This is a genomic window from Roseateles sp., from assembly GCF_046300915.1.
In the GTDB taxonomy this organism is placed as follows: domain Bacteria; phylum Pseudomonadota; class Gammaproteobacteria; order Burkholderiales; family Burkholderiaceae_C; genus Kinneretia.
This window is the reverse complement of record NZ_JBKCLH010000006.1, coordinates 1-12,351: the sequence shown is the minus strand read 5'-3', so window position 1 is coordinate 12,351 and position 12,351 is coordinate 1. Positions and strand designations below refer to the sequence as shown.

Annotated in this window: 9 protein-coding genes and 1 pseudogene; 4 read left to right on the top strand and 6 right to left on the bottom strand. The window is 66.1% G+C overall.

Annotation, left to right across the window (positions count from 1 at the left end):
- The 4 genes and pseudogenes from ACK5F2_RS00280 to ACK5F2_RS00265 all read left to right on the top strand — a co-directional run.
- Positions 1-346: pseudogene (locus tag ACK5F2_RS00280) on the top strand (hypothetical protein); the annotation flags it as partial.
- The gene (locus ACK5F2_RS00275; RefSeq protein WP_409861955.1) at positions 343-1,467 is read left to right on the top strand and encodes an efflux RND transporter periplasmic adaptor subunit; all 1,125 of its coding nucleotides are present in this window, start codon (positions 343-345) and stop codon (positions 1,465-1,467) included. The pseudogene ACK5F2_RS00280 and the gene ACK5F2_RS00275, both read left to right, overlap by 4 nt.
- Positions 1,468-1,485: 18 nt before the next feature.
- Positions 1,486-4,605, top strand: a complete 3,120-nt coding sequence (locus tag ACK5F2_RS00270; RefSeq protein ID WP_409861954.1) for an efflux RND transporter permease subunit — start codon at positions 1,486-1,488, stop codon at positions 4,603-4,605.
- A gap of 46 nt (positions 4,606-4,651) precedes the next feature.
- Positions 4,652-5,041, top strand: coding sequence for a hypothetical protein (locus ACK5F2_RS00265; protein ID WP_409861952.1), 390 nt, complete (start codon positions 4,652-4,654; stop codon positions 5,039-5,041).
- 103 nt (positions 5,042-5,144) lie between these two features.
- Here ACK5F2_RS00265 and ACK5F2_RS00260 read toward each other — a convergent pair whose 3' ends face one another.
- The 6 genes from ACK5F2_RS00260 to ACK5F2_RS00235 form a co-directional block, all read right to left on the bottom strand.
- Positions 5,145-5,546, bottom strand: coding sequence for a hypothetical protein (locus ACK5F2_RS00260; protein ID WP_409861951.1), 402 nt, complete (start codon positions 5,544-5,546; stop codon positions 5,145-5,147).
- A gap of 467 nt (positions 5,547-6,013) precedes the next feature.
- Positions 6,014-8,425, bottom strand: a complete 2,412-nt coding sequence (locus ACK5F2_RS00255) for a hypothetical protein (protein WP_409861949.1) — start codon at positions 8,423-8,425, stop codon at positions 6,014-6,016.
- Positions 8,426-8,453: 28 nt separating this feature from the next.
- Positions 8,454-9,524 (bottom strand): PIN domain-containing protein, encoded by a 1,071-nt coding sequence (locus ACK5F2_RS00250; protein WP_409861947.1) that lies wholly within the window; start codon positions 9,522-9,524, stop codon positions 8,454-8,456.
- The gene (locus tag ACK5F2_RS00245) at positions 9,493-9,843 is read right to left on the bottom strand and encodes a hypothetical protein (protein WP_409861945.1); all 351 of its coding nucleotides are present in this window, start codon (positions 9,841-9,843) and stop codon (positions 9,493-9,495) included. The genes ACK5F2_RS00250 and ACK5F2_RS00245 overlap by 32 nt, the downstream gene beginning before the upstream one ends.
- Before the next feature lie 137 nt (positions 9,844-9,980).
- On the bottom strand, positions 9,981-11,600 hold the full coding sequence (locus tag ACK5F2_RS00240; RefSeq protein WP_409861943.1) for a ShlB/FhaC/HecB family hemolysin secretion/activation protein: 1,620 nt from the start codon (positions 11,598-11,600) through the stop codon (positions 9,981-9,983).
- A 23-nt stretch (positions 11,601-11,623) separates the two neighbouring features.
- Positions 11,624-12,351, bottom strand: a 728-nt coding sequence (locus tag ACK5F2_RS00235; RefSeq protein WP_409861941.1) for an MBG domain-containing protein, incomplete at its 5' end; no start/stop codon positions are given.

Here is a 12,351-nt window from a genome sequence, read left to right as displayed (position 1 = left end):
CTATCTGGACCATGCGGCCAGCAATGCGCCGGTGCAGGGCGCCACGCTGGAGCTGGACTTCGGCGGCGTCACGCTCAAGCCCGTCCCCAAGGGCGAAGGCAAGGGCGAGGGCGAGTTCAGCGTGCAGCTGGAGCGCGAGCCCCAGCCCGGCCTGATCCCGGTCACGGCCACCGTGCTGGCGGGCCGCGAGAGCGATCTGCTGGCGGGCGAGCTGGACCTGCATGCACACGAGCCGGCCCCAGCGCCCGAGAGCTCGCGCTGGAAGTTCATCGCCGCCGGCGCCCTGGCCCTGCTGGGTCTGGGTGCCGGCCTGCGCCTGGGCCGTCAGCGGAGGGTCGCCGCATGAGCCGCGCCGCCCTGATTCCCCTGCTGGCCGCCAGCCTCGCCCTGAGCCTGAGCCTGCCCGCCGCCTGGGCCGGCCCCGGCCATGACCACGGCGACGCCCCGCCCGCTCCCAGCGCCAAGGGCCCGCAGCGCCAGAGCGACGGCAGCGTCTTTGTGCCCAAGCCCGCCCAGCGCCAGATGAGCTTGCGCACCCAGGTGGGCGAGGTCCAGGCCCTGCCCCGCGCCTTCACGCTCAACGGCAAGGTGCTGATGGACCCCAATGCCGGTGGCAAGGTTCAGGCCATGCAGGCCGGCCGCCTGGAAGCCGGCCCGCGCGGCCTGCCCAGCCTGGGCCAGCGCGTGCGCAAGGGCGAGCTGCTGGCCTATGTGCAGCCGGCCAGCGACAGCCTGGAGCGCGCCGCCCAGGCCGCCCAGCTGGCCGAGCTGCGCGCCAACCACAGCCTGGCCGAGAAGCGCCTGGCCCGCCTGAAGGAGCTGGCCGACAGCGTGCCGCGCCGCGAGATCGAGGCCCTGGAAAGCGAGCTGGCCAGCCTGAGCGCGCGCATGGCCGCGGTGGGCGGCGGCCTCTCGGGCCGCGAGGCCCTGCTGGCCCCAGCCAGCGGCGAGATTGCCGCGGCCCATGCCGTGGCCGGCCAGGTGCTGGACGCCCGCGAGCTGGTGTTCGAGATCGTGGACCCGGCGCGCCTGCAGGTCGAGGCCCTGGCCTTTGACCCGGCCCTGGCCGCCGATGTGTCCGGCGCCCATGTGAGCGTGGGCGGCAGCGCCCTGCCGCTGCGCCTGGTGGGTGCGGCACGCGCGCTGCGCGAGCAGGCCCTGCCACTGCTGTTCCAGCTTGAGGGGCCAGGTCTTGCCGGACTGGACAAACTGGCCCTGGGCCAGCCCCTGCAGGTGGTGGTGCAGACCCAGAGCCAGGTGCAGGGCGTGGCCCTGCCGGCCGCGGCGCTGCAGAAGAACCCGGCCAACCAGCCCATCGTCTGGGTCAAGCACTCGGCCGAGCGCTACGAGCCCCGCGTGGTGACGGTCCAGCCCCTGGATGGCGCGCGGGTGGCGGTGACGCAGGGCCTGGCGGCCGGCGAGCGCGTGGTGGTGCAGGGCGCCGTCCTGCTCAACCAGATCCGTTGATAGAAAAGGTAGCCTGTCATGTTCAAGTGGCTACTCGACAACAGCCTGGCCAACCGCCTGCTGGTGCTGATTCTGGGCGCGGTGATGATGGCCTACGGCCTGTTCACGATGATGCGCACGCCGGTCGATGTGTTTCCCGACCTCAACAAGCCCACGGTCACCCTGATGACCGAGGCCGGCGGCATGGCCGCCGAGGAGGTGGAGCAGCTCATCAGCTTTCCGCTGGAGACCGCGATGAACGGCATCCCCGGCGTGGAGGGGGTGCGCTCCAGCTCCAGCGCCGGGCTGAGCTTTTTGTACATCACCTTTGACTGGAGCACCGAGATCTACCGGGCGCGCCAGATGGTGTCCGAGCGCCTGGCGGCCATGGAGGGCGGTCTGCCGCCGGGCATCGTGGCGCGCATGGGGCCGGTGAGTTCGGTGATGGGCGAGATCATGCAGATCGCCATCCCGGTGGACAGCGGCCGCATCAGCGCCATGGCGGTGCGCGAGTATGCGGACTGGGTGCTGCGCCCGCGCCTGATGGCCCTGCCGGGCGTGTCCCAGGTCATTCCCATCGGCGGCGAGGTGCGGCAGTTCCAGGTGCAGCCCGACATGGCCCGCCTGGCGGATCTGGGGCTCACGCTGGAGCAGCTGGAGGCGGCCCTCAAGGGCTATGCCGCCAACAGCTCGGGCGGCTTTCTGGAGCTCAATGGCCGTGAGTACCTGATCCGCCATCTGGGCCAGAGCTCGGCCCTGGAGGATCTGCAAAACCTGGCCCTGGGCGCCCGCAACGGCCAGCCCCTGCTGCTACGCCAGGTGGCCGAGGTGCGCTTTGCCGCGGCCCCGCGCCGCGGTGATGCGGGCTTTGGCGGCCAGCCGGCGGTGATCCTGGGCGTGCAGAAGCAGCCCGGGGCCGACACCGTGGCCCTGACCCAGCGCATCGAGGCGGCGCTGCAGGAGCTGCAGCGCTCCCTGCCCGCCGGCATGGAGACGCCGCGCGTGACCTTCCGCCAGGCCAGCTTCATCGAGGCCTCCATCGGCAATCTGCAGGGCAAGCTGCTGGCCGCGGCCGGCTGCGTGGCCCTGGTGCTGCTGCTCTTTCTGGGCAATCTGCGCAGCACCCTGATCGCCCTGGTGGCGATTCCGGTGTCCATCCTGATGACGGTGCTGGTCTTCCGCTGGCTGGGCCTGTCCATCAACACCATGACCCTGGGCGGCCTGGCCATTGCCATCGGCGGCCTGGTGGACGACGCGGTGGTGGACATCGAGAACGTGCTGCGCCGGCTCAAGGACAACCGCGCCCGCCCCGAGGCCGAGCGCCTGAACCCGCTGCGGGTGGTGGCCGCCGCCACCATGGAGGTACGCTCCGCCATCCTCTACGCCACGGTGATCATCGTGCTGGTCTTTGTGCCCCTGTTCGCCCTGCCGGGCATCGAGGGCCGGCTCTTCATGCCCCTGGGCGTGGCCTTCATCGTCTCCACCCTGGCCAGCCTGCTGGTCTCGGTGACGCTGACGCCGGTGCTCAACGCCTATCTGCTGCCGGGCATGAAGTCCCTGGACCATGGCGATACCCGCCTGCTGGTCTGGCTCAAGACCCATTACCGGGTCGGCCTGCAGCGCGTGCTGGAGCGCCCGCGTGCCGCCCTGGCGGCGGGCGCCCTGGCGGTGCTGGCCGCGGCCGCGGCCGTGCCGTTTTTTCCCACCACCTTTTTGCCGCCCTTCAACGAGGGCACGCTGCTGATCGGCATGCGCCTGAACCCCGGCGTCACCCTGTCCGAGAGCGCCGCCCTGGCCCGCCAGGCCGAGGCTCTGGTGGCCCAGGTGCCCGAGGTGGTCTATGTGGGCCGGCGCAGCGGCCGCGCCGAGCTGGACGAGCATGCCGAGGGCGTGCATGTGAGCGAGCTGGACGTGGGCCTCAAGCCGGCCGGCGAGCTGACGCGCTCCATGGACGCCATCCAGGCCGATATCCGCGCGCGCCTGGCCAATCTGCCGGCGGCCATCGCCATCGGCCAGCCGATCTCGCACCGCATCGACCACATGCTCTCGGGCGTGCGCTCGCAGATCGCCATCCGCATCTTTGGCGAAGACCTGGACCAGCTGCGCGCCCAGGCCGATGCCCTGCGTGCGCGCCTGGCCGGCATTGAAGGCCTGGCCGATCTGGAGATCGAGAAGCAGGTGCTGGCGCCCCAGATCAAGGTGCGGGTGGATGCCCAGGCCCTGGCCCGCCACGGCCTGGCCGCGCCGCAGCTGCTGGCCCAGCTGCAAGGCCTGGTCGAGGGCCAGCAGCTGGCCCAGATCAGCGAGGGCGCTCGGCGCTTTGCCCTGGTGCTGCGCCTGCCCGAGGCGGCGCGCGCGCCCGGCGGCCTGGAGGGGCTGATGATCAGCACCCCGCTGGGCAGCGTGCCCCTGTCGCGCCTGGCCCAGGTGGAAGAGAGCGACGGCCCCAACCAGATCAGCCGCGACGACGGGCGCCGCCGCATCGTGCTCTCGGCCAATGCCCAGGGCCGGCCGCTCTCGGAGGTGGTGGCCGATATCCGCACGGTGGTGGGTCAGACCACCCTGCCCGAGGGCTACTTCATCACCCTGGGTGGCCAGTTCCAGGCCCAGGAGGAGGCGGCGCGCCTGGTGGGCCTGCTGTCCCTGGTCTCGCTGAGCCTGATGTTCGTGGTGCTCTACAGCCGCTACCGCAGCACGGTGCTGGCCCTGCTCATCATGGGCAACATCCCCCTGGCCCTGGTGGGCGCGGTGCTGGGCCTCAAGCTCTCGGGCCAGCCGCTCTCGGTGGCGGCCCTGGTGGGCTTCATCACCCTGGCCGGCATCGCGGTGCGCAACGGCATCCTCAAGGTGAGTCACTACGTGAACCTGATGCGTTTCGAGGGCGAGTCCTTTGGCGCGCCCCTGATCCTGCGCGGCTCGCTGGAGCGCCTGGCCCCGGTGCTGATGACGGCCCTGGTGACGGCCTTCGCCCTGGCGCCCCTGCTCTTCGAGGCCGAGCGCCCCGGCACCGAGATCCTGCATCCGGTGGCGGTGGTGATCTTCTCGGGCCTGATCAGCGCCACCCTGCTGGACACCTTCCTCACGCCCCTGATGTTCAAGCTCTTCGGCCGCGCCCCCGCCGAGCGCCTGGCGCGCGACAGCCAGGGCGAGGCGCTCTGAGCCAGCTACCCACCCCCCGATTTGCAAACCAAGGAGAAGCCCCCCCATGAAGCCTCAATACCTGTACGTCCCCCTGCTGGCCCTGACGCTGCTGGCCGGCACCGCGGCCCAGGCCGGCGGCAATCACGACCACAAGCCCCTGCATGGCGGCATCGTGGCCGAGGCCAGCGATCTGGACTTCGAGCTGCTGCTCAGCCGCCCCGGCCAGCTCACGCTCTATGTGCGCGACCACGGCAAGCCCCTGCCCCTGAACGGTGCCAGCGCCCGCCTCACCCTGCTCAGCGGTGCCGACAAGCGCGAGGCTCTTCTGGCACCGGTGGGTAGCGAGCGGCTGGAAGCCCAGGGCGACTTCAAGCTCGCCGCCGGCAGCAAGGTCGTGGCCCTGGTGCAGCTGCCGGGCCGCAAGCCGGTGAATGTGCGCTTTGCGCTGAAGTAAGTCAGGGCGAGCGCATCACGCGCCATGGCAACACCCTCGGACCCTGGCGCCCGCGGGGCCAGGCCTTGCGTGCTGCGCCGCTCACCGGCTTGTCAGGGCGCGCTCAGCCGTACCGACTGGGCAGTGGCTTGTTGGCCGCCAGGGCCTCGAACACGGCATCGGGGCTGGCCTGGCACCAGTACTTGAAGAACAGCTGCGCCTTGCGATCGGCGAACAGGCTTTCAACACGGCTTGAGATCGGCACCAGCCATCGCGGCGCTGCCCATTGCTGGGCCATCACGGCAATCGGCGTCCCGTCGTAGCCGCCCGCCTCAACAATCCAGGTCGCCTCGCCGCCCACAATGCAAGCCAGCGGGCATGCGCTGGTCGCGAGCTGGATCAGCTCGGGCATCAAGGCGCCGAGCGGGGCAACAAAAGATCGCTCGTGGGATTCACAGTCATCTCCGGCGCAGACGCTGTCTCTATCGGCCGTGATGAAGATCGTCTCTGTTCTTTCAGCAGTCATGCGGGTCGTTCCGGCGCCTCAAACCGGCTGACCATAGCATTCCGTGCCGCGATGGCGCGGCCGCGCTGGCCGGCCTGCCACCGGCGTGCTGAGCTGGTGGCAGAGGTCAAGGCCCGAAGGAGTGGGCTGTGGGGTGGGGCGATGTCAGAACTCGTGTGAGGGGCGAAGCGGTGGCATTGGCTGGGGGCGGCTTTGCAGCGGGAGCGGTCCTCCACTTTTCAGAACTCGTCGCCTGTGAGCGGTCGCTCAACGAGCCGTCAGTTGGAGCAATGTGTTGAGCAGACACGGCCGCAGTTCACTCGAAGTACTCGCCTGCATGTAGAGGGCAGCAGACTGGCGGAGCAACTTCAAGACTGGCTAGGGCGTATGGAAGAGACGGAAGCCGCAGCGCGCTCTCGACGGCCGATTTCGCACGGGGGTACAGGCGACCTCGGCACGCGGTGGCCTATTGGACGTCTGGCCGGCCGTTACTCCTCGCCATACTCAAACTTGCGTAGTGCAATGGACTCGTCGGCGCGGCGGCGCTCATCGTCGCGCATTGCTTCTAGATCGGCAATGTACTTCGCAGCAAACGCCCGGACTCGCTCGCGTGGGTCTTCTAGCCAGTCCAGGACTTCAAGGCGCTTGTTCTCGTAGGCCTCAGACATCCCGTACTCGCCAGAAACCACTCCCGTACTCTGCAGAGCAATTGATACCTCGTTGAGTAGCTCGCTGCCTGGCGGAAGTTCCTGAATTAGTTGTTTAGCCACTGAATGGATGAAGCTCTGGCCGTCATAAGCGCGAAGGACGCTGGCCACGAAATGCAGCTCCGCCTCACCCGCTGTTCGAATCAGACTGCCAAGCGAAGCCTGGAACGTCTCAGGGAACTCTGGGAAAACCAGCTGAAGCAGCTTCGCTCCTCGATACAAGAAGAGCGTGGAGTCCTTGCGATACCACTCGAACACTCGCTGCACGACCATCGGCGCGTTTGCTGCCAACTTCTCATGCAACGCGTGGAACTGGTAAGGAAGCTCTTCGTAGATGTCGCCGCTCTCGTCTGCAGCCTCTTGAGCCTTGTCGTTTGGCTCGTACACCCTCGCGCATAAGTAGTCGATCACAGCGCTTGGATCCCGCTCCGCGATGACGGCGAGCACATCCTCGGCCTGGTACTCGATCTGAGGAAGGAACCGCAGGTTCCTAAGCACCTCCTGTCGTTCGGTGCTATCGAGTTCCGCGACGACTTCCTTAACCTCCTTGCGGTACCAGATGTCACTAACCCAGCGGGCGTCCCCTAGAGCCGTCAGGTGTCTTATGGCATGAAGGAACAAGTCTTTGAGAGCTTCATGTTGGCTGCTATCTGGAGTCCGAGCAACGCCGACTGCCGCCACCTGGCGGAGCACATAGGCGTCCCTCAGCTCCACCGCCTTGGCGAGGATGCGTTCGAGCAAATCCAAATTGACGCTCTTAGTCGACAAGAACAACTTTGCGCAGGCGTAAAGGTGCGATCTGGCATCAGTGGAGGCGTCGTCAATCCAGCGCTTGATGAGGAGCAGCAGCTCAGCCTGCTTTGCGCTGTCCCACACCCCGCGAAGAATTGGAATCAAGAAGGCCGACAGTCGGTCCGACTCGTTGACCAACAGGTCGAGCGCGAAGTCCGGATAGGAGCCGGCGACGTCTGAGAGGAACTCATAGAAGACCGGGAAGGTCGCCATATCGTTCGACTCTGTCTGAGCGAACGTCAATATTCGCTGCCTCCAGACACCAAAGCCATCTTCGGGAATGCGCGCCGCCAAAACTTTGGCATCAGCCGCCCTACGCTCCTGCGCGGCTGTGATGTACGAGCCGTCCGCTCTACGCCCTGTCCACTCCCCGAAAACTCCCTCAAAGCCGATGAGAGTCTTATAGATGGTGTACTCGGCGTTGGCATCGATGATGGCCTTGACCACAAGAGCGGCAGACCTGACCTCGTCCGAGGGACTGTGAAAGTGAATCCAGTAGCTGTCGTGTTCAACCTTCTGGACTATCTGAAAGTCCGGCTCACGCTCGGCGATGTGCGCAAACAGGCCCAGGACCTCCTTCGCGTTGGCCGCAATCATCGCTGCGTAGTCCTTGTCGCCTGCAGAGCGGCTTTCAGCACGCGCCGCTGCATTCAACGTCCTGATCACAGAGAGCTTTTGGCGCTTGGTCTCAGCGAAGCCGTAGATGTTCTTTAGAAGGTCGACGCTCCTGCGCCGCACCGCCGGGACGTCTCCAGCCGCTGGAGTGACCGCACGCGAAAGCGTTACGGCAGTTGAGGACCACCTCGCCGACTCCATCGAGGTCGAAAGCAACCCTTCCAGCAGCGTCAGAACACCGCCCAAATGCGCCAGCAAAAAGCTATCGACTTTGCTCTCAAGGGTGTCCAGCACCACCATCTGAGGTGCCGCGCCGATGCCTCTCCTCGATTTGTCTTCGGTGCCGTAGAAGACGGACAAGTTGTACTTCGCAAGATCGCGCAGAGCGTCGCTTGCGGCTTTCCTCACAGACTCTTCCGGGTGGACTGCAGCCCAGAGAAGCACCTCTGTGACCGCTGCTGTCTCAAGGTATCTGAGGCCGGACGTGACCTTGATTGCCTTGGTCATCAGGGTGTGAGAATCGCGGTGCTTGCTCAATGACGCACCCCAGCCGCTGAATTCTTCCGGGTGCTGCAACTCCCGGTTTTCCACCGTGCGCAGGAATTGGCTCAGCGCGGTGACAGCATCCTTGCTTCGTCGAAATCCCACGATGCCGAGGACATCGAGCGCGAACTCAAGCGCGTCGTACTGCGAGCCTTCGCGCAGCACGGTGAAAGCTTCTGCGCAGGCCCGACCCACCGCTTCCTCGGCAGCAGCAGTTTGCGACTTGGCCAGGCGCTCCAGCACTTTGACTCGCGTAGCGTAATCCACTGGGTCAGCCTCCCAGCCCGGTGAGCTTGATCATCTCTTCCTCGACAAGCTCCGCCGCGCGCAGCGCGTGGACGCCCTCCACGCGGAGGTAGTTGTTGCCGGTGTCCCGAATCATTCCGGCCAGCGCCAGCCGTTCTAGGACATTGCGCGCCGCATCGACCGCTTCACCGGACTGCACGAGCAAACCGATCGCCTCCTGTTTGCCGGCCCTCCCCAGGTAGCTGACGAATCCGAGCGCCTTTTGCTCCAACGGGCGGAAGAAAACTCGCGCTGGCCCCACGATGTCAAAGTCGTCGCCAGGCTTGACGGCTTCTGCAGGTCCTTCGGGCGGGTTCTGCTTGATGCCACCGGGCAGAACTGGCGCAACAACGGGACCCGCGTCCCCGGCCGCAACAGGCTCATCTGGCTCTTCGCCCAACCTGAGGTCACCTAGTTGCAACGCCTTCACGGCGGCAAGCCGGTCCTTCAGAATACTTACCGCCGCGTGTAAGTCCTCTGTGCCGCAGTCGACAGGTGTGATGAGCAAGTCTCGGTCGGCCGCCTCCTTCAGTAGAGCCTCATCGAACTTGCGATCGCGGTAGAACGCACGCATATCGCGTGACGCAAAAATGAGTTCCGACCCTGCTGGCAAACTTAGTAGGCACTCCCAGATTAAGCAATCCTTGATATCTTGATTGGCCTTCATGGCTGGCTTGCGCCCTTCGACTGCCCGGTCAAGCGCGGCTGCCTTCAGATCCGCCGAGGCGATGATTTCGAAGGTGATGTCTTTCAGGTCGTCCAAGATTTGCGTGCCGCGCGACTCCCAGAACTTGGCCGGTGGCAGGGCCGCAGTTACCCGCTGTCCGCTCAACGTTTCCAGCTTCGACAACACGGCCTCCGCGGCTTCATGCGCTGACGAGGCGACCTTTGAATAGTTAGTCAGATATTCCGCCCGAGAGACCTCGGGCAGTGCAATCTGAGCTCGCAACGCGCGAAGCAGGCGGACAACCTCAGGCCCGCCCTTCTTCGCCAGAAGGTGCGTGTCGTAAACGACTGTGTTGGCGTCACAAAAGAAGAATAAGGGTCTGCCGGCCATGGGAATTGATCGTACCTAGCCCAACTTTACAAGTCATTTGTCGTCGCCGAAGCCAGAGCGCCGACTTGCGCTGAGCTGGAGGACCTTGAGCGCGCAACAGTTGCTCGCGACGGCGCACAGCTTCGCCATGCACTTGTTGCAGGCCGGTGTTGTTGCCGGACGGCAGCGCAGTGCGCAGCCGTTTGGACTCGTAGGCCAGTGCTGAGTCACCAAAAAGCAGTCCTTGATCAGCGACGGCTTCCAGCCTGAAGCCGCCGAACCTGAAAGCTTTCACGATGGCCGCTGATTGACCCGCTCGGCTTGCGTAGGGCTGACCCATCCATTAGCTCCCGCCATCCTCTTAAGCGAGCCCAATCTGGTGGGTCAACGGTTACCAATCATGGTGCAGCCAAGCGGGTCAGTCCGACGTGATCGTCTCAACATGGCTCAGGGTCTCGAGCAAGCGCAATAGGCCGCTCAGAAGCTCGTGCCGAGCGACACCCATGCCTGCGGATCGGATTGGGGCGGTCGGCCGGAGTCGAGCCAGGCCAGCGTCGCGTCACAGAAGAACGCGCCACGCGCGAAACGTGCCCCCATGCCGGCGCCGGCACGACGTTCTTTGCGAGGGCCAACCGCCCAAGGTCGTGCATTGAGGGTGACCTGACCCGCGTCGACAAAGGCATAGGGTGTCCAGGCGCCCTGCGTGTAGCGCAACTCCCATTGCGTGAGCCAGCCGCGATCGCCGCTGGCGTCGCCGGCCGGGGCCGCTCGCACGCTGTTGGCCCCCCCCAGGGACAGCTTCTCGGATGAGTCGAGGTTGTGCTGCGTCCATTGCGCCGAGACCTTGGCCAGCAGGCTCAGGGCCGGCGTCAGCCCCTGCAGTCGTGCGAAGGCCAGGCTGGTCTTGCTGTAGTGGCCCGCGCTGCCTGTCGTGATTGCATCTTGCGCGGCTGCGAGGTCGTCCATCCGGAGCCGGCCCGATGTGTGAATGAGGTTGCCGTAACTGACAGCACCAGCCCCGACACTGTCACGCCAGTCGAGTTTCAGCGTGACCGGCAGACTGCGGCTCGTCTTCTCAGTGCGGCTGCCAGCCTGGCTCTGGCTGTCGTTCATAGCCCGGTGTTGCCATCCGACGGCCAAGCCCAAGTTGAACTTCTGGGAGCGCAGCAGCGGGTACGAGAGGCCGACGCTGGTTGCCGAGGCCGTTCCACCGGCCCCCAGCGAGGCGAATTCCTTGCCGAGGGTGTATCCCGTCCTTGCGGCGACGATCTCGGCCAGTAAGCCGGATGCGCCGATCGGGAGGCTGTAGCCGAGGTGGCCGAACCACAGCGAGTGATCCGTCAACTGCAGTCGCATGCTGATCTGGTCGCCCAGCGTGAGCGGACTGTCAACGTCGAGGGCGGCATTGACTCGCCCCCGGCCGGTGTAGCGATTGCCCTGGTTGTCCAGGCTCAGGCCGCCGCGGTAGCGCGCTGAGCGCTCGACGGCGACGTCCAGATCACCAGTGCCGACAGCCTGCCCGGGGCGGATAAGGGGGGCCACCTGCACGCCGGGCAAGTCGTCGAGCACGAAGATGGCCCGCTCCAAGCTGCGCATGTCAATCACCTCGCCAGGCCTGAGTCCGCTGAGGTAGGCCTGCGCAGCGGTGGCCAATGCGGCGTCGCCAGTAGCTCGCACGACGCCGTAACGGCCTTCGATGATGTCCATCTGCAGGGCGCCGCCCGCAATGGTCTGGGCGGGAATGATGACGCTGGCAAAGGGGTAGCCGCGCGCCCGGTAGAGAGAGTTGATGCGCTCCGCCAGGCCGCGCAGGCCTGCCAGGTCGAATGAATTTCCCCGAACATCTCCGAGCGCTGCCAGCAGTTCGGACTCGGTAAAGACAGAAGCGCCACTGAAACTCACGGACTGCAGCTTCACCTTCGGCCCGCCAGTCGGCAGGCTGGCCAGTGCAGGTGGCTCGATCCGGATGTCCGGCGTGTTCCGGGGCGGACGCAAGACCGGCACCTGTTGGAGCAAGATCTCGCCGGCGTCGGGCGGCGTCTGCGCGTGTGCCAGACCGGCGACAGCGAGCCCGAGGAGGGTGAGGATTCGTGGCACAGACGCTCGCATCGGGCTAGACGTCATCGCTGGATCTCTTGGGGTTCATTGGCCGATGGCGTTTCGACGCCCACATTGATCCCGCCACGCAGCACGCGCACGCGCAGGAAGGGGCCTGACCGGGTATCACGCTGAGGGGGGCTGATTGCGCCTGGCGATGGGCTTTGCGGCTCGTCGGTGACCGCGTCGAAACGCAGGCCAGGGTTGCTCTCCGCGGCTCCCGAAAGAGCACTCGTGCGGACCGCCAGAGGGTCGGCGACGCTGATCCCGGCCGAGGTGTCGCCACCGGTTCTAGTGCTTGCCGTCAGACTTCGAACCAACGCCAACGCAGCGTTGTAGTCGGTACTTTCGTTGATGGTCATCCTGCCGTTCTGAGCTGTGATCAGGTAGTTGCTGTTGGCCAGGGCGCTGGCGTCGATGGTGTAGCTGCCGACGTTCTCGCCGGCAGCGCGCGACAGGCTGCCGGCAAGGGTGTCGCCGCCGACCAGGCTGCCACTGGTGATGGCATAGGTCAGCGCGGGATCGGCACTGCCATAGGTCTTGGACTTGGCGTCGGCCGTCACGGTGATGGGCCGGGCGCTGATCGTGAGGCTGCCGTTCTGGGCCGTGATCAGGTAGTTGCTGTTGGCCAGGGCGCTGGCGTCGATGGTGTAGCTGCCGACGTTCTCGCCGGCAGCGCGCGACAGGCTGCCGGCGAGGGTGTCGCCGCCGACCAGGCTGCCACTGGTGATGGCATAGGTCAGTGCGGGAT